This is a genomic window from Pseudomonas sp. 22082, from assembly GCF_052046055.1.
GTDB classification, from domain to species: Bacteria; Pseudomonadota; Gammaproteobacteria; order Pseudomonadales; family Pseudomonadaceae; genus Aquipseudomonas; species Aquipseudomonas pharyngis.
The window spans coordinates 175,792-199,944 of record NZ_JBQEQB010000007.1; the positions used below are offsets into that span (position 1 = coordinate 175,792).

A 24,153-nucleotide genomic window follows, 5' to 3' on the forward strand; every position below is an offset into this window, starting at 1 on the left:
TTGTTTTACTGCGTCATGCCTTGGGATCGGGTTTCGCCAGCACGGTGTAAACACACGGCAGGACAAACAGCGTAAACAGCGTCCCGATCGACATCCCGGTTGCAATCACCGTCCCTATGTCGAAGCGGCTGACCGCACCGGCGCCGGTGGCCACGATCAGCGGCACCATGCCGAACACCATCGCCGCCGTGGTCATCAACACCGGGCGCAGACGAATAGCCGCTGCTTCCTCCACCGCCTCGCGGGGTGTCAGGCCCTTCTCCTTGCGCAGCTGGTTGGCGAACTCGACGATCAGGATCCCGTGCTTGCTGATCAGCCCGATCAGCGTCACCAGTCCGACCTGGGTGTAGATGTTCATGCTCGACCAGCCGAGGAACAGCGGAATCAGCGCCCCGCAGATCGACAGCGGCACGGTCACCAGAATCACCAATGGATCGCGGAAGCTTTCGAACTGCGCCGCCAGCACCAGGAAAATGATCGCCAGCGCTAACGCGAAGGTCACCCACAGCGCGCTGCCTTCCTGGACGAACTGCCGCGATGCGCCGCCGTAATCGAAAGCAAAACCGGCCGGGGCTTCTTCCCGGGCGATCTGCAACACGCTGTCGATGGCTTCCCCCATGCTCACCAGCGGGAACCCGGACAGCTTGGCCGCGTTGAGTTGCTGGAACTGGTTGAGTTGCCGCGGTCGCGCGCGGTCAGTGACGGTGATCAGGGTCGACAGCGGCAGCAGTTCGCCCTGGGTGTTTTTCACGTAGTAATTGTTCAGCCAGTCCGGGTTATCGCGGTAGGCCCGTTCGACCTGGGCGATGACCTTGTAGCTGCGGCCTTCGATGGTGAACCGGTTGATTTCCGCCTCGCCCAGCAAAGTCGCCAGCGTACCGCCCAGATCCTGCATCGACACACCCATCTGCGCAGCCTTCGCGCGGTCGATGTCGACCACCACTTCGGGTTTGTCGAAAGCCAGATCAAGGTCGACGAAGGCGAACTTGCCCGACTCCATGGCGCGCTTCTTGATCCGGTCGGCCACTTGCAGCAACAGCTCGTAGTCGTTGGCGGTGTTGATCACAAACTCGAACGGCAGGCCCTCACCGGTGCCGGGCAGGGATGGCAGGTTGAAACCGAAGATCTGCAGGCCCGGAATGCCCTCGAGTTTGCCCTGTACCTCGGGGAGGATTTCCATTTGCGTGCGGCTGCGCTCGTTCCAGGGCTTGAGCAGGAAGCCGCCGATGCCGCTCTGCACGCCGTTATAACCGTTGATCTGGAACGATGAGTAGTACTCCGGGAACTCCTTGAAGATCTTGATGAACTCGTCGGTGTAGGTGTTCAGGTAATCGAGGTTGGTTGGCTGCGGGGCGTTGGCCATCATGAAGATGATGCCCTGATCCTCGTCCGGCGCCAGTTCCGACTTGGTGAACTTGAGCAGCACCGGAATCAGGCACAGCACGATCACCGCAAACACCAGTACCACCGGCCGGGTATTGAGCGTGCCGTGCAGCATGGCTTGATAGCGCCGCTTGAGGCTGTCGAAAATCCGGTCGAGGCGGTGGGCCAGGCCAGTGGGGTTTTCATCGTGGCGCAGCAGCATGGCGCACATCATCGGCGACAGGGTCAGCGCGACGACGCCGGAGATTACTACCGCCCCGGCCAGGGTCAACGCAAACTCCTTGAACAGCGCCCCGGTCAGCCCGGTCAGGAAGCCGATCGGTGCGTAGACCGCCGCGAGGGTGATGGTCATCGACACCACCGGCATGGCGATTTCCCGGGCGCCTTCGAGTGCGGCCTCCAGTGGTGTCTTGCCTTCCTCGATGTGCCGGTGAATGTTTTCCACCACCACAATCGCGTCGTCGACCACCAGCCCGATGGCCAGCACCATTGCCAGCAGGGTCAGCAGGTTGATCGAGTAGCCCATCATCTGCATGAAGAACATCACGCCGATCATCGATAGCGGAATGGTCACCACCGGAATCACTACCGAACGCAGGGCACCGAGGAACAGGAACACCACCACGATCACGATCAGCACCGCCTCGAACAGGGTTTTCACCACTTCGTCGATGGACGCCTGGATGAACAGCGTGGCGTCGTAGGCGATTTCGCTCTTGAGATTGGGCGGCAGCTGGGCTTCCAGCTCCGGCATGATCTTGCGTACTTCCTTGATCACTTCCAGCGGGTTGGCCCCGGGCGTGGCCTTGATCCCGATGTATACCGAGGGCGTACCGCCGAATGAACTGATCGAGTTGTAGTTCTCCGCGCCCATCTCGACCCGCGCCACATCGCTGAGCAGCACCCGGCTGTCGCCGCTGACCTTGAGCGGAATCTTGCCGAAGGCTTCGGCGGACTTCAGTTCGGTGTTGGCGTTGATGCTGGTGACCACGTATTCGCCTTTCACTTCGCCGGCGGCGGAGAGGAAGTTGTACTGGCGCACCGCATTGGTCACGTCGCTGGCACTGAGGCCGAAGCCGGCGAGTTTCACCGGGTCAATCCACAGGCGCATGGCGAACACCTGGTTGCCGAGAATCTCCGCTTCGGCCATGCCCGGCAGGGTCGCCAGTTTCGGCTGGATCACCCGCGACAGGTAGTCGGTGATCTGCGGGTTGTTCAGCTCCTTGCTGAAGAAGCTGATGTACATCAGTGCCGAGGCGTCGGCGGCTTCCTTGCTCAGCACCGGATCTTCGGCGTCCTGGGGCAGTTTGTTCTTCACCTCGTTGGCCTTGGCCAGCAATTCGGTGAACAAACGGTCGCTGTTGGAGCCGATGCGCGCATAGATCGAAATCACCGAGAAGTTCTGGCGACTGACCGAGGTCATGTAGTCGATGCCTTCGGCGCTGGCCAGGCTCTGTTGCATCGGCTGGGTGATGTAGCCCTGGATGGTTTCGGCGTTGGCCCCGGGGTACGCGGTGGTCACCGTGATCAGGGCGTTTTCCATTTGTGGGTACTGGCGCAGCGGCAGTTTGCTCCAGGCCTGGAAGCCCAGCAGCACAATCAGCAGGCTGACCACGGTGGCGAGCACCGGGCGGCGGATGAACGGATCAGTAAAAGCCATGGGGTTTCCTTGATCAGTCGGCGCGGGGCGGACTGTTCTGCTCGCCGAGGGTCTTGTCGTCGCTGATGGCAATGTGGGCGCCGTTGTCCAGTTTGATCTGGCCGGCCGTCACCACCTGTTCGCCGCTCTGCACGCCCTTGTTGATCATCACCTGACCATCACGGCGTTCGCCGGTCTCGACAAACCGACGCTCGGCGATCAGTACCGGTTGGCCCTTGTCGTCTTTCTCGACGGTGCCGTCTTCGGCTTTCTTCTGGGTGACCACGTACGTCGAGTTGCCGTAGAGGGTGTAGGTGATCGCGCTTTCCGGGACCACGATGTGTTTCTGCGGATCCGGCAGCAGCACCTCGATGCTGGTGAACATGCCCGGCAGCAACTTGCCATCGGGGTTGGCCAGGGTGGCGCGCACGAGGATGTTACGGGTGGTGCTTTCGACGATCGGGTTGATGGCGCTGATGGCGCCGGTGAAATGCTGGCCGGGATACGCCGCGACCGTGATCTGTACCGGTTGACCGATAGCCAGTTTCGGCACCGACTGTTCGGGCACGTAGAAGTCGGCGTAGAGACTGCTCAGATCCTGCAGGGTGGCGATCTTGGTGCCGCTGGCGAGGTAGTCGCCGATGTCGACGAGGCGGATGCCGATGGTGCCGCTGAAGGGCGCGACGATGCGTTTTTTGGCCAGCGCCGCATTGAGCTGATTGACCGTGGCCTTGTTCTTTTGCAACTGCGCCGAGAGCCGGTCGAATTCGCCTTTGGAGATGGCGCTGCTGCCGACGAGCTGGCTGCCGCGACCGTAATCCAGCTGCGCGAGGCCGAGATCGGCCTTGGCGGTTTCGAGGAAGGCGGCTTCGACGGCGCTGTCCAGTTGCAGCAAGGGTTGGCCGGCCTTGACCTTCTGCCCCGATTCGAACTTCAGCTCGGTGACGGTGCCGGCGTTCTCCAGACTCAGGTCGACACCTTGCAAGGCCTTCAGCGTGCCGACGGTGGGCAGGCGCATCTGCCACGGGCGCTCGACGGCCGTGGCCACGGCGACGCTGATCGGCGGCTTCGGTTTGGAAAAGCCCTGGATCATCGTATAGATCGAGAAGGCCTTGTAACCGGCGAGAAGCAGAACGATCAGCAGTACAACACCCAACATGATCAGCATGCGGCGACGCAGCATATTTCCAGTTCCTTGGAGAAAATCAGGCGAGACAGGCGGGCACATTACCCCGAGTCCGGCAGGGATTCCAACTGCCAGTTTTTTCCGGGTGTAAGGGAGGAAGGTGGAGAAAAGCGGGGCCGCCGACCGAGCGGTCGGCGGCGAATTTCAGGCCATCAGATGAAGATGGTTGTCCCAGAGCCCTGCGGGCAAATCCAGCGGTTTGGCGAGCAGATCATCCTGGCGGCAATCGTAGTAGCGGCAACGTCCCTGACCGGAGGTCACGACAAACCCGTCCTTCACCGCACCGACACCGGCGCAGTCGGGTAATGGCGCGTCGAGGCGCACTTCGCCGCTGTCCAGGTCCCAGATGAAGAAACGGTTGCCACGCGGTGCGGTCAGTGCCACCAGCCGCAGGTCGCTGTGCACGGCGACGCTGGCGGTGTAATGCCCCATCGACTGCAACTGATGCTCCGGCACCGGGAACGCCACGAATGGCTGGCCGGGACGTTTGATCGCCAGCAGCTCCGAACGCTCGTGGGAAGGCCCCATGAATTGCTGGCCGGCAACGATGGTGCCATCGCTGGCAATCCCCAGGTGGCGCACGCTGTTCATCTGCTGGGCGAGGGTTTCCTTGCTCAGCAGGGTGCCGTCCCGTTGCATCAGCACCAGGCTCGGCTCCATGGCGTCGAGGTTCATGTCGACCCGGCTTTCGGCCTCGGTGCGGATCCCGCCGTTGGCCACCACCAGGGTTTCACCGTCGGGCATCCACGACACCTGATGCGGGCCGAGACCGTGGGTGGAAAGCTCGCCGCTGTGCACCAGTCGTTCGCCTTCGAATCTGTACACCCCGAGCAGGCCACGGCCCGGATCGGTGGTGTCGTTTTCGGTGGCGTACAGGTAGTCACCGCTGTGGTGGATCACCGCGTGGCCGTAGAAATGCCGGTTCGGCTGCGAGGTCACGGTTTGCAGCAATGCACCGTTGCGCAGGTCGATCAGGTAGCTCTCGGTGCCCGGCCGGCGGGCGACGAACAGCGCGATCGACAGCGTCGGGTGATTGATGATGTCGTGGCAACGCTGGCCGACTTCGGTGGCGAACACTTGGGTGCCGTCCAGTCGATAACCGACGGCGTAATGCTTGCCGTCGGTGTCGTCCCGCGCCGACAACAGCAGCGGGCTTTGGTGCTTGCGTTTGAACAGCGTCCAGCCGCCCAGCGTCACTGCTCCCAGCAGCAAACTACCTAAAGTCAGAGCCTGGCGTCGCAGCATGGCACGTGCCCTCATCAGTCACCGTCGTTGGCGTTGAAGCCCAGTTGAATGCCCAGCGCCTTGGCCAGCTCGCCTTCGTGCAGGCGGTGGACGACGTTGAGGCTGTCGTAGATATCGTTGAGCTGCTGGCGACCGGCGTCATCGTTGAGCATTTCGGTCAGCGAGCGCTGAGTGCTGCCGAACAGTTTGAGCGACGCCGCGTAGGCTGCATCGATCTTGTCCGCCAACGGTTTCTGCTCCGCCGGCAGCAGGCCGCGCAGACCTTTGTTGTCGACGCCTTCCCAGACGGTTTTGGCCGCTGCGAGGCTGGCTTCCAGCGCCTCCATGGACGACTGGCTGCGCCATGCGTCAGCCTGGAACGGCTGAGGCACGCCCTTGCTCTGGCGGCCCATCGGCGTGCCGAGTTTTTTCTTCAGGGTGTCGAGGGCGGTGACCTGAACCCGCAGCAGATCGGCGATCGCTTCGTGGGAGTCGGCGTAGCGCTGGTTCGGGAACTTGCTCATCTGCGCGAGCATGCCGTCGGTGTTGTTCCAGCTGCTGAGGATCTCTTCGGCCAGTTGTTTCTGACGCTCGCCGATGGCCACCAGCAGTGGGCAGTATTTGGCTTTCTGCGCGTCGTTGGCCACGTCAGGCTTGGCGTCGAACAGAATGTACTCGTAAGCGGACAGGCCTTGCACCACAACGCTGGACTTGGCCAGTGCGGCGGCGTCGATCTGCGGCTGCGCGGTGACCAGTTGCTCGACCTGACGGCCGACCAGGTTTTTCTTGTCCGGCCAGAATTGCACCTGCCACGAGCGGTTGCCCTCGGCCAGCGGGCCGATCAGCAGCGGTTGCAACTCGGCCCAGGCTTTCTGCGCATGCAGGAAGTCGGCACGGGCGGTGTCCAGCGACTCTTTACCCTGGCAGTAGGCGAGGGCGCTGACGGCCAGTTGCTTGTCGGCTTCGACCCAGCGGGTGTAGGTCGGCAGGATCACCGATTTGGCGATGGCCGCCGAGGTGACGGCTTGCGGATCCTGCGGCGAGCACGCGCCGAGGGCCAGTGCGGCAAGGCTGGTGAACAACAGCTTGGGACGGAACATGTCGGGCTCCCGATTCGTTCAAGTGTTTAAAGTGAGTTCAAGAACGCCAGCAGCGCGGCACGCTGCTCGGCGTTGAAAGACAAAACCTGTTGCTGCGCCGCTTTCGCTTCGCCGCCATGCCAGAGCACGGCTTCGAGCAGATTGCGGGCGCGGCCGTCATGCAGAAACTGGGTGTGGCCGCTGACCGTTTGCGTCAGGCCGATGCCCCACAGCGGCGGGGTGCGCCAGTCGCGGCCGGAGGCCTGGAATTCAGTACGGTTGTCCGCCAGGCCTTCGCCCATGTCGTGCAGCAGCAGATCGCTGTACGGGCGAATCACTTGATGGGCCAGTTCAGGTTCGGCGGCATTGGCGGCGGTGGTGTATTTCGGCGTGTGACAGGCCTGGCAGCCTGCCTGGAAGAACAGGTTCTTGCCGGCCAGCACCTGCGCATCGTTGACCCCACGGCGCGCGGGAACGGCGAGGTTGCGGCTGTAGAACAGCACCAGGCGCAGGATGTTGTCGCTGACTTCCGGCTCGCCGTCCGGGCCATTGCCGTTCGGCGCCTGTTTGCAGGCGGTTTGCGCGTCGGTGCAGTCATCAAACGGTCTCAGGCTGGTCGTGAGGCCCATATCACCAGAAAACGCGTGAACATTTTGTTGATTGAGGTTCGGCTGGCCGGCTTTCCAGCCAAATCGCCCCATGACGGTCTTTTGTTGCTCATCATCCCAGACCCGGTTGGGCCGGCCGTTGATGCCGTTGTTCTCTTTGGCCTGCGCGGCGGCGTTGGCGAGGATCGCTTCTTCCGGGATCGCTTCGAGCAGGCCCAGGCCGATCATCGGCGGTGCAACGCGGGCCGAGAAACGTGTGTCCGGGTGCATCGGGCCATAGCTGAGCTGGGTGATCTGCAGGACCGGTTTGCGCAACTCGACTTCGGTGCCGTCCTTGAAGCGTACCGGCACCGGCGTGTAATCGACCCGCACCTTGCCTTCCGGCGCGACGCCGGGGACGGCCATGTCCTGGAACTGGCCGCCGTAGACCGGCTCGGGCACTACGCCCACCTGTTCGATGACCTTGGCATAGGCCGGCGCATCGGGAATCGACAAACGCACCAACATCGACACCGCGTTGGCCGCATCCGGCGTCGGCGGATGGCCGCGGCCGTCCTTGATGTGGCAGTTCTGGCAGGCGTTGGTATTGAACAGCGGGCCGAGGCCGTCGCGGGCGGTGGTGGTCGACGGCGCGATCACCCACGGGCTGCGAAAGAAACTGTTGCCGACGCTGAAGTCCACCCGCCGCGAGGGCGGCAGGTTGGCCGACGGCAGGGAGAACGCGTTCTGATCGCTCTTGCGCACGGTCGCCGCGCCGCCGGAACGGGCTTCACCCGGCTCGGCCTTGGTGAAACGCGGGGCGTCATCGCAGGCACTCAGGCCCAGGGCCAGAAACAGTGCGGACAAGCGAAGAGGCAGCGAGGGCATCAGACTTCCTGCAAGAGGGGCGAATTTAAAGGCGCAAAGTCTAACAGGGCGAGTGGGTTTGAATAAGAGGAATTATCGTTTGCTTGATATGGAGCAGGTTTCCTGTGAGACCAAGGCGCGGCCATCGCTGGCAAGCCAGCTCCCACAGTGATTGCTGGCGTACACATATTTTGCAAACACCTGAAAACCTGTGGGAGCTGGCTTGCCAGCGATGGGGCCATCAGCATCACCACAAATAGCAGCTATGAAAAAGGCGACCCGAAGGTCGCCTTTTTTAACGCGGACGCTGTGATCAGAACTCGTGATCAGCGTTGTCCGGGTTCAGGTCGCTGATGCCGAGCTTGCCGGCTGCGGCCTCGATCGAACCGGTCTGCTTGACCAGCGAAGCGATGGCGTCGCGAACGATCTGGTTACCAGCCGTGTTGCCGGCTGCGATCAACTGGTCGTAGTGCTCACCCTTGTTGGCGTGATCGACCATGACCTGGATCTTGGCCTCGGTGGCGGCCAGATCGGCTTTCAGCGCGGTGTCGGCAGCCGGGTCGACCTTGGCCACCAGCGACGACAGGCTGGCGCCGGTCAGTTTGGTGCCATCGACGCGGGTGTACTCGCCCAGGTAAACGTTACGAATGCCCTTGGCATCGTAGAAGTGCGAGTTGTGGGTGTTGTCGCTGAAGCAATCCTGTTCGTCTTCCGGGGAGTTCGCTTCCAGGGACACCTTCATGCGCTCGCCGGCCAGCTCGCCCAGGGACAGGCTGCCCATGCCGAACAGCATTTTGCGCAGGCCGCTTTCAGCCGGTTCGGCTTCCAGGGTGGCGCGGTAGTTGTCGGCCACGTTCGGCTTCCAGTTGGCGACCATTTCTTCCAGGTCGCTGACCAGCAGCTGGGTCACGGCTTTCAGGTAGGCACGACGACGGTCGTTGTGACCGCCGGTGGCGCCTTTGCCTTCCAGGTAGTCCGACGGTGGACGGTTGCCGGCGCCAGGGCCGGTGCCGTTCAGGTCCTGGCCCCAGAGCAGGAATTCGATGGCGTGGTAGCCGGTGGCAACGTTGGCTTCGGAACCGCCCAGCTCGTTCAGGCTGGCGAGTTTTTCCGGGGTGATGTCCTTGACGTCGACCTTGTCTTCGCCGACCTGTACTTCGGTGTTGGCGATGATGTTGGCGGTGGCGCCCGGGTTGCCCAGTGCGTGTTCGTAGGACTTGTCGACGTAGTCGATCAGGCCTTCGTCCAGAGGCCAGGCGTTCACCTGACCTTCCCAGTCGTCGATGATGGTGTTGCCGAAGCGGAACACTTCGCTCTGCAGGTAAGGAACGCGGGCAGCGACCCAGGCAGCCTTGGCGGCTTTCAGGGTGTCGGCGTTCGGCTTGGCGAGGAACGCGTCGACGGCGGTTTGCAGGGTTTTCGCGGTGGATTCGGCATCGCTGTAAACGGCGAAGACCATGTCGGCGTAGTGCGAGACAACGGCTTTGCCGGCGGCCTCGTCGACTTTACCGGCAGCAGCAGGCGCAGCCGGTGCAGCGGTGCTCGCAGCCGGAGTCGGCGCAGGAGCGGCGGCCTTTTCTTTGTCTTTACCTTCGCCGCAACCGGCGAGGGAAATAGCGATGGCCAGCAGACTGGCGGTAGCCAGAGGCATACGAATCATGGCGAACATCCTGCTTCGGTGATTGAGTGGACAGGCGCGGGGGTGCGCAAAACTGCGACATAATGCAAATCTTTCGCATTATGTGTAAAGGGTTGTAGCTGGAAATATTTCTTATTTGCGCGGGGTCTGCGCTGGATCAACAGCGAGGTTGATGCCCGGCAGAACCCGGGTTGCGTCGGGCCTGGCAGGCACGTTTCAGAGGATGGCCGCGTTGCTGCGCTGGGCCTGCTTGAGATAAATGCCCAACTCGCGCGCCGGCAGCGGTTTGCTGTAGTGGTAGCCCTGACCTTCGTGGCAGCCTTCGGAAATGATGTAGGTTTCCTGTTCGGCGGTTTCCACGCCCTCGGCGATCACCTGCATGCCCAGGCTCTTGCCCAGTTGGATGATGGCGCGAACGATGGTCGCATCATCGTCGTCATCCAGCAGGTCCTGGACGAAGCTCTTGTCAATCTTGATCTTGTCCAGCGGCAGACTCTTGAGATAACTCAGCGAGGAATAGCCGGTGCCGAAGTCGTCGATAGCGATCAGTGCGCCGGAGCGGCGCAGGCTCAGCAGGTGCTGGGCGGCGGTGCTGATGTCTTCCATCAGGCCGGTTTCGGTGACTTCCAGCTCCAGGCTGCGTGGCGGCAGGCGGTACATCTGCAGCAGGTTGTTGACCACCCGTGGCAGCTCGGCGTGGTGCAGTTGCACGGTGGACAGGTTGACTGCCATGCGCAGGTCGACGAAGCCTTGATCGTGCCAGTCGCGCAGTTGCTTGCAGGCCTGATCCAGCACCCATTCGCCGATGGCGATGATGGTGCCGTTCTGTTCCGCCAGCGGGATGAACAGGTCCGGCGGCACCAGGCCGTGTTCCGGATGCTGCCAGCGGATCAGGGCCTCGACCCCGACTACGCGATGATCGCGGTAGCTGATCTGCGGCTGATAGACGAGGTAGAACTGGTCGCGCAGCAAGGCGTCGCGCAGGTCTTTTTCCAGTTCGCGGCGGCGGCGCATCTCGCTGTCGACGCTCGCGATGTAGAACTGATAGCGATTGCGCGAGCGGGTCTTGGCCAGGGTCATGGTCTGCTCGGCTTTCTGCAGCAGCTTCTCGGTGCTGTCGCCGTCTTCCGGGAACAAGGTGATGCCGATGGTCGCGCGCAGGCGGATCTCCTGATGATCAAGGGCGAACGGGGCTTCCAGGTCATCGAGGATACTTTGCGCCAGCTCCGCCGCTTCGTAGGGTTGCTCGATATCGGCCTGCACCAGCGCGAACTGGTCGCCACCGAGACGGGCGAGGGCGCCGAGGCGACCGCTGTGGGCACGAAGCCGGTCAGCCAGGGCCAGCAGCAACTGGTCACCGGTCTGGTAGCTGAATTGTTCGTTGATGCCTTTGAAATCGTCCAGACCTACGCAAAGGACGGCGACCCGCCGTTGCAGCTTGCCGGCATCCACCAGAATCTTGTCCAGCTGCTGCTGCAATTGCTGGCGATTCGGCAGGCCGGTGAGGAAATCGTATTGGGCCATGCGCAGCAGGCTGTTTTCCGCTTCATGGCGCAGGTGGGTATTGCGTTCGATGGATTCGAGTAGCTGGTTGGCGGTGTTGATCCAGATCCCCAGTTCGTTTTTTTCGTGACCCTTGAGCTGCGGGATCTTGTGTTCGCTGGGGCGGTCCGGGTTGATCTCGGTGAGGTGCTCGATGATCCGCGACAGCGGTTTGGTCAGCAGCCAGTGATAGACCAGATACAACACCAGGCCCATGGCCAGGGCGCGCAACACGCCGGAAATGAAGATGATCACCGAACTGACAATGAAACCCTGACCGTAGGTGGCGGTGTCGAGGGTGATGCTCAGGTCGCCGTAATATTCGCTGTACGGCCCGCGCCCCACCAGTTGGGTGGTGAACGTGCGTTCCTGGCCGAGGATCAGGTCGGTCAGCCAGCGGCTGTTGGATTGCTGCAGCTCACGCGACTTTTGCGCGAGCATCGCTTCGTTGGGATGGCCGATGGACGCCTGACGCACGGCGTCGTCCTGGAACAGGCCTTCGATCACCTGCATGCCCATCTCCCGGTCCAGGCTGTAGACCGCCTGGGTGGAGGGATCGCGGAACATGTCGAGGATGCGCTCGGCATCGCCGGCGACGGCCTGGCGTGTTTTATAGGCATCGAACACGATCTGCGCGCAGCTCAAGACCACGCCGACGATCAATGCCGACAGGAGCACGACCCGGAGCAACTTCACCGACAAGCTGTTCTTGAGTTCCAGCTTCAAAGGGTTATTCCTTGTTCCGTGCGGGTAGCGTCAAGTTGCCATGAGTATTGGCAATCCCGTGTTGGCAGTCAAAGGGACAATCGAGCCGCGGAAAATTTGTCCGTGGCCTTGGCCGATATGCTGCTGTCTGGAGTATTTGCCCTGGTTGTACTGTGTCGGTAGTTTCGGTCTCCAACTTGAGGGGCGTCGGACAATTTTTCCTCTTTTGATGTTAGTTCGCCGTGGCTTGGGAGCAAGGCGAGAAGGGCTGCTTCAGGTGTGGGAAAAAGCCTTGTTTGTGATGCAACGCACTCACGATTATTTACGCAGGTATAAAAAAACCCGGCAAAGCCGGGTTTTTGTCTGGCGTGCAGCTTAAGCGGTGAAGGTCTTGCCTTCGAACTGCTCGGCCACGAACTTCCAGTTGACCAGGTTCCAGAACGCCTCGACGTACTTAGGACGCAGGTTACGGTAGTCGATGTAGTAAGCGTGTTCCCAGACGTCGCAGGTCAGCAGCGGGGTGTCGCCGCTGGTCAGCGGGTTGCCGGCGCCGATGGTGCTGGCCAGGGCCAGGGAACCGTCAGCCTTTTTCACCAGCCAGCCCCAGCCGGAACCGAAGGTGCCGATCGAGGTTTTGCTGAACTCTTCCTTGAACTTGTCGAACGAACCGAAAGCCGCGTTGATGGCTTCAGCCAGTGCGCCGGTTGGTTGACCGCCGGCGTTTGGCGCCAGGCAGTTCCAGTAGAAGGTGTGGTTCCAGACCTGAGCGGCGTTGTTGAAGATGCCGCCCGAGGAAGTCTTGACGATCTCTTCCAGGGTCTTGCCTTCGAACTCGGTGCCTGGCACCAGGTTGTTCAGGTTCACGACGTAGGTGTTGTGGTGCTTGTCGTGGTGGAATTCCAGGGTTTCCTTGGAAATGTGCGGCTGCAGGGCATCGTGTGCGTAAGGCAGCGGCGGCAATTCGAAAGCCATGATGATTCTCCTAATCAGGTCTGTTGCGGTGAGCGCAAGGCCGATCACGGGCGGCCAGAAATGCACCGGCGAGTTTTTACTCTTTGCGGCGCAGGGTTCGGATCATAGCACCGGGGGTGCGGCTTAACCACGCAACAACTGTGTGGGATAGAGGTTCCAGAGCTGTTTGGAATAAATCATGAAGCCAATATCAATTGCCCTGCCACGGTGAACATCATTACCGCCACCAACAGATCGAGAATCCGCCACGTACTCGGCCGTGCCAGCCACGGTGCCAGCCATGCTGCACCGAGGGCGAGGGTGAAAAACCACAGCAGCGAAGCACTCGCCGCGCCCACGACATAGGCGCCGGGCACCGACTGTTGTGCGCCGAGAGAACCGATCAGCAAGACGGTGTCGAGATAGACGTGCGGGTTGAGCAGGGTCACCGCCAGTGCGCTTAGCATCACCGCGCGCAGCGAACGCACGGTCTGGTTTTCACCCTGTTGCAGGCTCTGTTTCGAAAACGCCCTGCGCAACGCCTGGCTGCCGTACCAGATCAGGAACACCGCGCCGCCCCAGCGGGCGACCGCCAGCAATGTCGGGTTCTGCGCCAGCACCGTGGCCAGACCGAACACACCCGCCGCCACCAGCAGCGCATCACAGGCGACGCACAGCGCGGCGACCGGCAGGTGATGCTCACGCCGCAGGCTCTGGGCCAGGACAAAGGCATTTTGCGTGCCGATCGCCATGATCAGCCCGAACGCCACCAGCAAACCGTTGGTATAGCTTTGCCACATGACGATTACTCCGCGTTGGCTGCGAGGTCGCGCAGCACTTGCATGGCACGTTCGGCGTCGGCCTGACCGACGAACAGATGATCGTGGTAATAGCCGGCAATCACGTTGCAGCTGATGCCGGCCTTGCCCAGTGCGGTGGCGAAGGCGGCGGTCAGGCCGACGGCTTCCAGTGCCGAATGCACGTTCAGCGTGATCCACGCCGCGACATAGTCGAAGCTGAACCCGGCGCGCTCGGCGTGGGAGCGTTCGAGAATCACCGTCAGGCCTTCCTGTTCACGGAAACTGCCTACGACTTCCAGGCCGCTCGGCAACTCGCCGTCGGACAAGGTGCAGAACACGAATTCGCCGGCATTGAGCTGCGGGCTCATGCTGCGCAGCAGGGTGGTCAACGAGGTTTCGCCAGCCATGGGGGTGATCCTTGATAAAGAGTGCTTGCTGGCTATTCTCCCGGTTGACGTTGTATAAGAAAAACCAATAGTGCTGATCGCTCATTAGGAAAACTGATGTTCGACTACAAATTGCTTTCCGCTCTGGCCGCCGTGGTCGAGCAGGCCGGATTCGAACGGGCGGCGCAGGTGCTGGGCCTTTCGCAATCGGCGATCTCCCAGCGGATCAAATTGCTGGAAGCGCGGGTCGGCCAGCCGGTTCTGGTGCGTGGCACGCCGCCGTCGCCTACCGAAATTGGCCGGCGCCTGCTCAACCATGTGCAGCAGGTGCGCCTGCTCGAACGGGATTTGCAGACGCTGGTGCCTGCGCTGGACGAAGAGGGCCTGCCGGAGCGCCTGCGTATCGCCCTGAATGCCGACAGTCTCGCCACCTGGTGGGCCGAGGCGGTGGGCGACTTCTGCGCCGAACAACATCTATTGCTCGATCTGATCGTCGAAGACCAGACCGTCGGCCTGAAACGCATGCGCGCCGGTGAAGTGGCCGGTTGCCTGTGCGCCAGCGAGCGGCCGGTGGCGGGGGCACGCAGCGTGTTGCTCGGGGCGATGCGCTATCGAGCGCTGGCCAGCCCGGCGTTCATCGAGCGGCATTTCCCCGACGGCGTGCGGGCCGAACAATTACCGCGCACCCCGGCGCTGGTGTTCGGCCCTGACGATTTTCTCCAGCATCGATACCTCGCGTCCCTCGGCGTCGATGGCGGTTTCGAACATCACCTGTGCCCGTCGTCCGAAGGTTTCCTCCGCCTGACCGAAGCCGGGCTCGGCTGGGGCCTGGTGCCGGAATTGCAGGTCCGCGAGCAACTGGAGCGCGGCGTGCTGCGCGAACTGTTGCCAGATAAACCGATCGACGTGCCCTTGTACTGGCATCATTGGCGCAATGGCGGTCAGTTGCTCGGGCTGTTGACCGAGCAATTGGTGCGCTCGTCGGCGCAATGGCTGGTGGCCTGAAAGCAGCTACGAGCGTCAAGCTGCAAGCGCCAAGTAAAGCGCTTGCGTACTGTTTTTACCTTGCAGCTCGAAGCTCGAAGCTTGCAGCTGGTTTTGTTGGAGCTCTACATGAAAATTCTGGTCACCGGCGCAAGCGGCTTCATTGGCGGACGCTTTGCGCGTTTCGCCCTGGAGCAGGGCCTGGACGTGCGGGTCAACGGTCGCCGGGCCGAGGGTGTCGAGCATCTGGTGCGTCGCGGTGCCGAGTTCGTTCAAGGCGATCTGAGCGATCCGGATCTGGTGCGGGAATTGTGCAATGACGTCGAAGCCGTGGTGCATTGCGCCGGCGCGGTTGGCCTGTGGGGCCGCTATCAGGACTTCCATCAGGGCAATGTGCAAGTCACCGAAAACGTGGTCGAGGCCTGCCTGAAGCAACGGGTTCGGCGGCTGGTGCATCTGTCGTCGCCCTCGATCTACTTTGACGGTCGCGACCACCTCGGGCTGACCGAAGAGCAAGTGCCCAAGCGCTTCAAGCATCACTATGCGGCGACCAAATACCTGGCCGAGCAAAAGGTCTTCGGCGCTCAGGAATTCGGCCTCGAAACCCTCGCCCTGCGACCGCGCTTCGTCACCGGCGCCGGCGACATGAGCATCTTCCCGCGCTTGCTGAACATGCAGCGCAAGGGCCGTCTGGCAATCATCGGCAACGGTCTGAACAAGGTCGATTTCACCAGCGTGCACAACCTCAACGAAGCGTTGCTCAGCAGCCTGCTGGCCGACGCCTCCGCGCTGGGCAAGGCCTACAACATCAGCAACGGCGCTCCGGTGCCGCTGTGGGATGTGGTCAATTACGTGATGCGCAAGATGGAAGTCCCACAGGTCACCAAGTATCGTTCCTACGGCCTGGCCTACAGCGTGGCGGCGCTCAACGAAGGTGTGTGCAAGCTCTGGCCCGGGCGTCCCGAGCCGACCCTGTCGCGCCTGGGCATGCAGGTGATGAACAAAAATTTCACCCTCGACATCAGTCGCGCCCGGCATTATCTGGACTACGATCCGAAAGTCAGTCTGTGGACGGCCCTCGATGAGTTCTGTGGCTGGTGGAAGGCTCAGGACATTCGTTGATACGAATCTGCCGGCCGGCACTGAACCGCGCCACGGCTTGAGGGTCAACCCCAGCGGCCGCGGGGTTTATACTTCGCGCCAATCTGCCATCACCGCGTTTCACAAAGGTTGCCTCAATGTCCATGCGTAACGATGCCCACGACGATTTCGACGATGTACCGAGCCTGCGCGCCGATACCCTCGATGACGACGATTTTCCGGTCACCGCCCGCACCACCGTGCATTCGCGCACGCCACCCGTGGTCAAGGTCAAGGCCGCCAGCACCGGGCCGTTGTGGGCACTGGTCGGCGCATTGTTCTTCGCCTTCATCGGTCTGGCCTGGTGGAGCTTCCAGCAGATTTCGCTGATGGAGCAGCAGCTGGTGGCGACTCAGGAAAGTTTCGCGCGCATCAGTGAGGAAGCGGCGGGGCGTCTGCAGGACATTTCCGGCAAGGTCGTGGCCAGCCAGACCAACGTCACCACCGACAGCGAAGCCCTGAAGCTGCAGATCAAACAGCTGCAAAGTGCGCTTCAGGATCAGAGCAAACAGCAGCAGGGCGTGGCCGGGCAGGCGACGGATCTGGACAAGCGCCTGGCGCAGATGACTGCCCAGACCACCGAACTGCAGAACGCCAACACCCAGTTGCAAGCCCAGGTCAAAGCCCTGAGCGCCGAACTGGCAACGCTGAAAAGCACCCCGGCCGACACCAGCAAGGTCGACGCCCAGCTCAAGAGCTTCGATGCTCAGGTGAAGGGGTTCGATGCGCAGTTCAAGAGCCTCGGTGCCGACATCACGGCCCTGAAAAAACAAACTGGGTCGAACCCTGCGATCGATCGTCTGGAGCAGGAAATCGTCATCCTCAAGAGCGAGCAGGACAACCGTCCGGCCGCTTCGCAGGGTGGCACCAACACCGCCGAGTTCGACGCGTTCCGCGCGCAGATGACCCGCAACATCAACACCCTGCAAGCGCAGATCCAGAACCTGCAACAGCAACTCAACGCGCGTCCGTAAGCCTCTTGTGTGGCGAGGGCACGCGCCCTCGCCACAGCAACATTCAGAAGCGTTCTGAATATCCATACATGCCTTCAGGCCGTCTACGCTCTTGAAACACCAACAAGAACGGGGGATGCGTCATGGGGTTTGTGCACAAGCTGGCTTGGCTCGGCGCGGTGCTGCTGTTGAGTTTCGGTCAGGCCAACGCGGCCACCACGGAAAAAGACGACAGCAAGGCCGCCATCGCCTTGCTGGAAAAGGCGCTGGCCTATTACCACGACAACGGCGACAAGGCGTTCGCAGCGTTCAGCCGCCAGGGCGAATTCGTCGACAAGGACCGTTACGTGTTCGTGGTCGACACCAAGGGCGTGATGCTCGCCAGCGGCGGGCCGTCGTCGGCATTGATCGGTCGCGACGTCAGCGAAGTCCTCGGGCCGGACTTGCAGAAGTCCTTCAAGGACGCCCTGAAGGTGCCGGAAGGCAACGGCATCCAACAGGCCGAATACCGCTGGCAGAACTGGTCAGACGGCAAGGTCGAGCGCAAGCACGTTTACTATCAACGCATCGGTCAGCGGATTCTGGCGGTGGGTTATTACCTTCCGCGCGCGTCGGCGGAGCAGGCGAAAGCGTTGCTCGAAAAGGCAGCCACTGACCTGACCAGGGATGAGAAGGGCACGCTGTCCGCGATCAACTCACTCAGGGGCGGTTACCTGCAGGACGACCTGTATGTGTTCGTGGTCAATCTCGACAACCACCGCTACGTTGCCCATGGCACCAACCTGCGGCTGATCAACACCGACTTCGCAAAGGTCGACGACCCGGAGGGCAAACCGGTGGGCGAACCGATTCTGGCGCTGATCGGCAAGCAGGATGAGGGCGAGTACGAGTACCGCTGGAAAAATCCGGTGACCGGCAAGGTCGAGAACAAGCATGCCTACCTGAAAAAGGTCGGGAACATGCTGGTGGCGGTCGGTTATTACAGTGCTTGATTGCTGAAAGCTCCCACGCGGCGCGTGGAAGCGATCGGCATCAATCAGCGGGCGCCGTGCTCACGGCCCCGCAGCAACCGGTTCGGCATCGCAATCGCCGCCGCCAGCCCGAGCAGCGACACCGCCGCACTGGCCATCAGCAAATGCCGGAACGTCACCAGCAATTCGGCACGCAAGGCGTTCTGCGCATCGCCGGGCGCCGCGTTCAGGCCGTCGAGCAGCACGTTGCCGGAATGCCCTTCGCTCATCAGCGAGCTGCCGGCCAGGTGGGCGAAACTGGAGTCCTGCAACAACGCCAGCAACAGCGCCGACATCAACGCCACGCCCACCGCGCCGCCCAGAGAGCGGAACAGGTTGGTGGTACTGGTGGCGACGCCAATGTCCTTTTGCTCGACCGAGTTCTGCGTACCGACCAGCGAAGTCGGGAACTGCATGCCGCCGGCGATCCCGCTGAGCAGCATGAACAGGCTGCTGAGCAGCGTGGCATCGGGCGGGCTGAAGGCCATGCCAAGGATCGAGATCGGCATCAGCAGCGCGCCGCTCAGAATCTGCGGTTTGTAGCGTCCGGTGATCGAAGTGCGGCGTCCGGCGAAATACGCGCCGATCGGTAATCCCATCGCCAGCGGCAGCAAGTGCAATGCAGCGCTGTCCGCCCCGGCGCCGGTCACGCTCTGGAAGCGCAGCGGCATCAGCACGATCAGGGAAATCGCCTGGAAGCTGCAAAAGAAAATCGTGCACCAGCACAGCAGGGCGCTGCGGTTGGTGAACAGGTGCATCGGCAACAACGGCTCCCGGGCGCGCCGCTCGTGCCAGACGAACACCGCCAGCACCGCTACCGCGCAAGCGAACAGACCGAGCACTTCGCTGCTGCGCCACGCATGGCCTTGGCCGACCTGAGTGATCGCCAGCAACAGAGCGGTCAGGCCGATGATCATCAACAGTGTGCCGAGATAATCGATGACCGGTTTGCGCTGGGGAATCGGCAGGCCGATCAGGTTGCGTCGCGCGACCCAGTACGCGCCAAGGCCCAGCGGCAGGTTGATCAGGAACACCCAGCGCCATGACAGGTACTCGGTCATGTAACCGCCGAGCACCGGGCCGGCCACACTGGCCACCGCGTACATGCTGGAGAAGTAGCCCTGATAGCGCCCGCGTTCGCGGGGCGGGACGATGTCGCCGATGATCGCCTGACTTACCGAAATCATCCCGCCGGCGCCGATGCCCTGGAAAATCCGCGCCAGCACCAGTTGCTCCATGCTCTGGGCCATGCCGCAGAACAGCGAGGCGAGGGTGAACAGGCCCATGCCGAACAGCATCAGTTTGCGCCGCCCGTACAGGTCACCGAGCTTGCCGTAGATCGGCACCGCCACGGTCATCGCCACCATGTAGCCGGAAATCACCCAGGCCAGCAGGCTGACGTCCTTGAATTGGGCGGAGATGGCCGGCATGGAAACGGCGACGATGGTCTGGTCCAGCGCACCGAGAAAGATCGCCATCATCAGCGCGACCAGCACGCTGCGAATGGCCGGTTTGGGCGTTTCGGGATGGTTGAGATTGGTCACGGGCGAACCTGCGGGCAGTGATTGACCCGCAGTTCCAGGGCGAGCGGGTGAGTGCTCGCCAGTGTAAGTCGGTAGCAGGCTATTCGATAGCCTCATAAGGAAGCCCGACGTAATTTTCTGCAATGGTTTTTTGACCGGCCTCCGAGCTGACAAAGTAGTCGAGTTCCGAAGCGCAGATCCGCTGGCTGAAATCATCATGCTCGTCGAAGCGGTGCAGCATCGAAGTCATCCACCAGGAAAACCGTTCGGCTTTCCACACCCGACGCAGGCAGATCTCCGAGTATTTCTCCAGCAACTCGGTGCGACCTTCGCGATAGACCTTCAGCAGAATCCTGAACAAGGTGCTGACGTCGCTGGCCGCCAGATTCAGCCCCTTGGCGCCGGTTGGCGGAACAATGTGCGCCGCGTCCCCGACCAGAAACATCCGCCCGTATTGCATCGGCTCGACCACAAAGCTGCGCAGCGGCGCGATGCTCTTTTCAATCGACGGACCGGTCACCAGTTTCTGCGCCAGATCCTCCGGCAGTCGCTTGCGCAGTTCATCCCAGAAACGCTGATCCGACCAGTCGTCGACGTTTTCCTCGGCCGGCACTTGCAGGTAATAGCGGGTGCGAGTCGCCGAGCGCATGCTGCACAGGGCGAAGCCGCGCTCGTGGCGGGCGTAGACCAGTTCCTCGTGAATCGGTGGCGTGTCGGCGAGAATCCCCAGCCAGCCAAACGGATAAACCCGTTCGAAGACTTTCAGGCAATCCTCGGGAATCGACTGCCGGGCCACGCCGTGGAAACCGTCGCAACCGGCGATGTAGTCACAATCGACGCGCCAGGTTTCGCCGTCCTTTTCGAAGGTCACGTAGGCTTCGTCGCTTTTCATGTCACAGGGAACGACATGGCTGGCTTCGTAAATTGTCTGCCCTCCGGTCTCCCGACGAGCGGCCATCAGGTCGCGGGTGACCTCGGTCTGGCCGTAGACCATCACGGTTTTTCCACCGGTCAGCGCTTGCAGGTCGATGTGGATCCGGCGCCCGTCGAGGGCCAGTTCGAACCCGCCGTGCACCAGCCCTTCGGCGTCCATCCGCTGACCCACGCCAGCCTCGCGCAACAGCTCTACCATGCCTTGTTCAAGCACGCCGGCGCGGATTCGGCCGAGCACGTATTCAGGTGTCTGGCGCTCCAGAATCAGGGTGTCGATGCCGGCGTTGTGCAGCAGTTGGCCGAGCAGTAATCCGGACGGACCGGCGCCGATGATGGCGACTTGGGTTTTCAGCGTTTTCATTGTTTTTATGACTCGCAAGCTTCACGCGGCAACGGCCGGTGAATGAGTTTGAGGATTCGAGTGCTTGCATTTTTCCCTTGCGGGTCTGTCAATTGAAGGTGAAAACTGAGCCGATACCTGTACATTCTGCCAATCGGTGCGATTATCGCCCGCAAACCTCGAGGCCTGGATTGAAGTGATGAACAAGCCTGACCTGCCTTCGATTCCGGTGTTCAAGCTCTACGGTGAAAGCCTGGACTGGCCGACCCCTGACTTGCTGCACTGTGAAACCATTTCCAAACGCAGCCGCGAACACCAATGGGAAATCAAACCCCACCGCCACGCCGATTTGTGCCAGTTGCTCTTCGTATTCAAAGGTCAGGCAGAGCTTGAAATCGAAGGCCAACGCACGCAACTGAACGAAACCGCGATCCAGATCCTGCCGCCGTTATCGGTGCATGGATTCCGTTTTTCCGAGGACGTCGAGGGGTTTGTCGTCACCCTCGCCACTCCGTTGATCAACCATTTGCAGGCGCAACTGGGCAGCGCGGTGCAGGCCCTGGCCCAGGCCGAAAGCTATCCGGCGGGCAAGGACGCGGAGTACCTCAACAGTCTGTTTGCCGCGTTGCAGGCCGAGTACAACGGCCATCAACCGGCGCGGGAAATGCTCATGCATTCGCTGGTCAGCGTAATCATGGTCTGGGTCAGCCGTCAGGCGATCCGCCGTCACAACGCCACGCAACGCCCGCAGCGTCAGCGCGAATACCTCAACGGGTTCATTCAACTGGTGGAAGAAACCTACCGCCAGCACGTCAAGGTCGAAGACCTGGCCCATCGGCTGGGGATTTCCGTCTCGCACCTCAACGGCACCTGCCGTGAACTGGCGGGGCAGCCGGCGTTGCAGATCATGCACGAGCGTCAGTTGCTGGAAGCCAAGCGTCTGCTGACGTACACCAGCATGACCATTTACGAGATGTCCGAGGTGTTGGGGTTTTCCGATCCGACCAACTTCACGCGCTTGTTCCGGCGCCGGGTGGGGATCTCGCCAAAGGCGTTCCGCGACCGCTTGAAGGCCGAGCAGAACGACGACGCCTGAACCTGGGATCAGCGCAGGGCGTTGAGGGTGGCGTTGTGAGGGATGCAGCGCTCGAAGTTGCAGCTCGCGTACTCACGGGGCAGTTGCCGCAACTGCTCCACGCGCCATGCCGCGGTGCCATACAGCGCCAGCGTGGCCGCGCAGGTGATGAAAATCGCGAGGTATCTTCTTGTTCTGGTGTTCATGGCGTTGACCTCTGAACGAATACCCTTGGGTACTACTTTCAGCATAGGTCAGCGCCGTGGAGTTGCCAGCGGCTCTGTGAACGGCTTTACAGTCCGATATCCCACTGCGGGTTTTCGGGAAAACGCTGCACCAGAAAGTCCAGCATGCAGCGCAACGCTGCCGGCATGTGCTTGCGCGAGGCGTACACGGCGTAGATGTTCATCTGCCGGGGCTCGGCGTGGGGCAGCAGGCGAACCAGTTCGCCGCTGTGCACATGCACCCCGGCCTGATAGGTCGGCAGCATCGCCACGCCGGCGCCGGCCAGGGTCGCGCGCAGCAGGGTGCTGGCCTCGTTGGCGCTGATGTTGCCCTGCACCGGCACCGAGACCGGTTCGCCATCCTCCTCGAAATGCCACAGGCTCTTGCCGAAATAGGAATGGGTCAGGCAGTTGTGCCGGCTCAGATCTTCAACCCGCTGCGGCTGCGGATGTTCCCGCAGATAGGCGGGTGCGGCGCAGACCACCGAACGGCAGACCGTCAGGCGCCGGGCGATCAGGTTGGGGTCGAGGTCATTGCTGGTGCGGATCGCCAGGTCGATGCGTTCGTCCACCAGGTTCACGGTGCGATCGAGCATTTGCAGGTCGATGCTCACTCCCGGATACGCTTTGACGAACGCCGCCATGGCATCGGCCAGTTGCGCCTGGCCGAACGAGGTGCTGACACTGATCCGCAACAAACCCCGTGGCGCATCGGCGGGTTCGCTGACGGCGGCCTGCATGTCACCGGACAGCTCCAGCATTTGCCGGCAACGCGGCAGGATTTCGTTGCCGGCGGCGGTCAGGCTCAGTTTGCGCGTGGTGCGGTGCATCAGGCGCGCGCCGACCCAATCTTCCAGTTCTGCCAGATATCGCGACACCACCGGCCGCGACAGATCCAGGTGATCGGCCGCCGCCGACTGGCTGCCCAGATCCACCACCGTGACAAACACCCGCATTGCTTGGAGACGATCCATGATTTGCCCGCTTTCAGAAACAAACTATGTTCAAGCATCGCATTTTTTGTAACGAGTCTGGCAACTAAGCTCTGTCCCCATAGCCAAGCACGGCATTCGAACAGCGGAGCAACCCATGATCGGCTTCACCACCCTCAAGCGCGTTTTACTGGCCACCGCCACCCTCGGCTTTGCTGCCCACGCAGCGGCCGCGAATCTGACCCTCGATGTCTACAACCCGGGCACCCACGCGATCTTTCCGGTGACTTCGGTACTGGTCAGCGGCGAGAAGGACGCGATTCTGGTGGACGCGCAGTTCGGCAAATCCCAGGCCGAGCAAGTGGTGGAAAAGATCCGCGCCAGCGGCAAGCAATTGACCACCATCTACATCAGTCACGGTGACCCGGATTACTACTTCGGTCTCGACACCCTGACCAAAGCCTTCCCGAATGCCAAGGTGCTGGCCTCGCAACCGACCGTTGATCACATCAAAAAAACCGTCGACGGCAAACTCGCCTTCTGGGGCCCGAAAATGGGCGCCGACATGCCGGGCAAAACCATCGTGCCGGGCGTGCTCAAGGGCGACAGTCTGATGCTCGAAGGGCAGAAACTGCAGGTGATCGGCCTTGACGGCAAACAGCCGGATCGCAGCTTCGTGTGGATTCCTTCGTTGAAAGCGGTGGTCGGCGGTGTGGTCGTCGCCGAGAACATCCACGTGTGGATGGCCGACACCCAGACCGCGCAATCCCATGCCGACTGGCTGCAAACCCTGCACTCGATCGAAACCCTGAAACCGAAAACCGTGGTGCCCGGTCACTACCTGGGTGACAGCGCCCGGTCGCTGGCGGCCGTGAAATTCACCGCCGACTACATTAAGGCGTTCGATGCCGAAACTACCAAGGCCAAGGACTCTGCCGCGCTGATCGCCGCGATGAAAAAACGCTACCCGACACTGGGCGAAGAAAGCTCGCTGGAGCTGAGCGCCAAAGTCGCCAAGGGCGAAATGCAGTGGTAATCCGATTCTGAAAAA

General features: G+C 61.8%; 20 protein-coding genes. 6 read left to right on the forward strand and 14 right to left on the reverse strand.

Features of this window, described 5'->3' with window-relative positions; all coding sequences use genetic code 11:
- Positions 1 to 13: 13 nt before the first annotated feature.
- The 10 genes from ACTJK9_RS10850 to ACTJK9_RS10895 form a co-directional block, all read right to left on the reverse strand.
- On the reverse strand, positions 14 to 3,043 hold the full coding sequence (locus ACTJK9_RS10850; RefSeq protein ID WP_440813763.1) for a multidrug efflux RND transporter permease subunit: 3,030 nt from the start codon (positions 3,041 to 3,043) through the stop codon (positions 14 to 16).
- A 13-nt stretch (positions 3,044 to 3,056) separates the two neighbouring features.
- The gene (locus tag ACTJK9_RS10855) at positions 3,057 to 4,205 is read right to left on the reverse strand and encodes an efflux RND transporter periplasmic adaptor subunit (protein ID WP_103387002.1); all 1,149 of its coding nucleotides are present in this window, start codon (positions 4,203 to 4,205) and stop codon (positions 3,057 to 3,059) included.
- A gap of 147 nt (positions 4,206 to 4,352) precedes the next feature.
- Positions 4,353 to 5,453, reverse strand: a complete 1,101-nt coding sequence (locus tag ACTJK9_RS10860) for a DUF1513 domain-containing protein (RefSeq protein WP_440813767.1) — start codon at positions 5,451 to 5,453, stop codon at positions 4,353 to 4,355.
- A gap of 14 nt (positions 5,454 to 5,467) precedes the next feature.
- Positions 5,468 to 6,532 (reverse strand): imelysin family protein, encoded by a 1,065-nt coding sequence (locus ACTJK9_RS10865; RefSeq protein ID WP_074688445.1) that lies wholly within the window; start codon positions 6,530 to 6,532, stop codon positions 5,468 to 5,470.
- A 26-nt stretch (positions 6,533 to 6,558) separates the two neighbouring features.
- Complete coding sequence (locus ACTJK9_RS10870) at positions 6,559 to 7,986, reverse strand: di-heme oxidoreductase family protein (RefSeq protein ID WP_440813769.1); 1,428 nt, start codon at positions 7,984 to 7,986, stop codon at positions 6,559 to 6,561.
- 292 nt (positions 7,987 to 8,278) lie between these two features.
- The gene (locus ACTJK9_RS10875; protein WP_440813771.1) at positions 8,279 to 9,625 is read right to left on the reverse strand and encodes an imelysin family protein; all 1,347 of its coding nucleotides are present in this window, start codon (positions 9,623 to 9,625) and stop codon (positions 8,279 to 8,281) included.
- Between the two features lie 195 nt (positions 9,626 to 9,820).
- Positions 9,821 to 11,872, reverse strand: a complete 2,052-nt coding sequence (locus tag ACTJK9_RS10880) for a putative bifunctional diguanylate cyclase/phosphodiesterase (protein WP_039765890.1) — start codon at positions 11,870 to 11,872, stop codon at positions 9,821 to 9,823.
- Positions 11,873 to 12,226: 354 nt separating this feature from the next.
- Positions 12,227 to 12,823 carry a superoxide dismutase gene (locus ACTJK9_RS10885; RefSeq protein WP_003227660.1) on the reverse strand — a complete coding sequence of 199 codons (597 nt, stop codon included), beginning with the start codon at positions 12,821 to 12,823 and terminating at the stop codon, positions 12,227 to 12,229.
- Positions 12,824 to 12,999: 176 nt separating this feature from the next.
- Positions 13,000 to 13,602, reverse strand: a complete 603-nt coding sequence (locus tag ACTJK9_RS10890; RefSeq protein WP_085610850.1) for a LysE/ArgO family amino acid transporter — start codon at positions 13,600 to 13,602, stop codon at positions 13,000 to 13,002.
- A gap of 5 nt (positions 13,603 to 13,607) precedes the next feature.
- Positions 13,608 to 14,009, reverse strand: a complete 402-nt coding sequence (locus ACTJK9_RS10895) for an ACT domain-containing protein (protein WP_085610849.1) — start codon at positions 14,007 to 14,009, stop codon at positions 13,608 to 13,610.
- 96 nt (positions 14,010 to 14,105) lie between these two features.
- Between ACTJK9_RS10895 and ACTJK9_RS10900 the strand changes: the two genes are divergently transcribed.
- The 4 genes from ACTJK9_RS10900 (at position 14,106) to ACTJK9_RS10915 (ending at position 18,057) form a co-directional block, all read left to right on the forward strand.
- Positions 14,106 to 14,993, forward strand: a complete 888-nt coding sequence (locus tag ACTJK9_RS10900; protein WP_085610848.1) for a LysR family transcriptional regulator ArgP — start codon at positions 14,106 to 14,108, stop codon at positions 14,991 to 14,993.
- Between the two features lie 108 nt (positions 14,994 to 15,101).
- On the forward strand, positions 15,102 to 16,094 hold the full coding sequence (locus tag ACTJK9_RS10905; RefSeq protein ID WP_039765898.1) for an NAD-dependent epimerase/dehydratase family protein: 993 nt from the start codon (positions 15,102 to 15,104) through the stop codon (positions 16,092 to 16,094).
- Positions 16,095 to 16,210: 116 nt separating this feature from the next.
- Positions 16,211 to 17,086 carry an ATPase gene (locus tag ACTJK9_RS10910; RefSeq protein WP_440813775.1) on the forward strand — a complete coding sequence of 292 codons (876 nt, stop codon included), beginning with the start codon at positions 16,211 to 16,213 and terminating at the stop codon, positions 17,084 to 17,086.
- A 122-nt stretch (positions 17,087 to 17,208) separates the two neighbouring features.
- Complete coding sequence (locus ACTJK9_RS10915) at positions 17,209 to 18,057, forward strand: cache domain-containing protein (RefSeq protein WP_085610846.1); 849 nt, start codon at positions 17,209 to 17,211, stop codon at positions 18,055 to 18,057.
- A 44-nt stretch (positions 18,058 to 18,101) separates the two neighbouring features.
- On the opposite strand, the gene ACTJK9_RS10920 is transcribed toward ACTJK9_RS10915, so the two are convergent.
- Both ACTJK9_RS10920 and pobA read right to left on the reverse strand, forming a co-directional pair.
- On the reverse strand, positions 18,102 to 19,619 hold the full coding sequence (locus ACTJK9_RS10920) for an MDR family MFS transporter (RefSeq protein ID WP_440813777.1): 1,518 nt from the start codon (positions 19,617 to 19,619) through the stop codon (positions 18,102 to 18,104).
- Between the two features lie 79 nt (positions 19,620 to 19,698).
- The gene (pobA, locus tag ACTJK9_RS10925) at positions 19,699 to 20,883 is read right to left on the reverse strand and encodes a 4-hydroxybenzoate 3-monooxygenase (RefSeq protein ID WP_440813862.1); all 1,185 of its coding nucleotides are present in this window, start codon (positions 20,881 to 20,883) and stop codon (positions 19,699 to 19,701) included.
- A gap of 187 nt (positions 20,884 to 21,070) precedes the next feature.
- Between pobA and ACTJK9_RS10930 the strand changes: the two genes are divergently transcribed.
- Complete coding sequence (locus ACTJK9_RS10930) at positions 21,071 to 21,967, forward strand: helix-turn-helix domain-containing protein (RefSeq protein WP_197868550.1); 897 nt, start codon at positions 21,071 to 21,073, stop codon at positions 21,965 to 21,967.
- An 8-nt stretch (positions 21,968 to 21,975) separates the two neighbouring features.
- On the opposite strand, the gene ACTJK9_RS10935 is transcribed toward ACTJK9_RS10930, so the two are convergent.
- Both ACTJK9_RS10935 and ACTJK9_RS10940 read right to left on the reverse strand, forming a co-directional pair.
- Positions 21,976 to 22,152: a hypothetical protein gene (locus ACTJK9_RS10935; RefSeq protein WP_007953274.1), complete on the reverse strand. Its 177-nt coding sequence runs from the start codon at positions 22,150 to 22,152 to the stop codon at positions 21,976 to 21,978.
- Positions 22,153 to 22,238: 86 nt separating this feature from the next.
- Complete coding sequence (locus ACTJK9_RS10940; protein WP_218188768.1) at positions 22,239 to 23,144, reverse strand: LysR family transcriptional regulator; 906 nt, start codon at positions 23,142 to 23,144, stop codon at positions 22,239 to 22,241.
- A gap of 115 nt (positions 23,145 to 23,259) precedes the next feature.
- Between ACTJK9_RS10940 and ACTJK9_RS10945 the strand changes: the two genes are divergently transcribed.
- The gene (locus tag ACTJK9_RS10945; protein ID WP_440813781.1) at positions 23,260 to 24,138 is read left to right on the forward strand and encodes an MBL fold metallo-hydrolase; all 879 of its coding nucleotides are present in this window, start codon (positions 23,260 to 23,262) and stop codon (positions 24,136 to 24,138) included.
- The last annotated feature ends 15 nt before the right edge of the window (positions 24,139 to 24,153 follow it).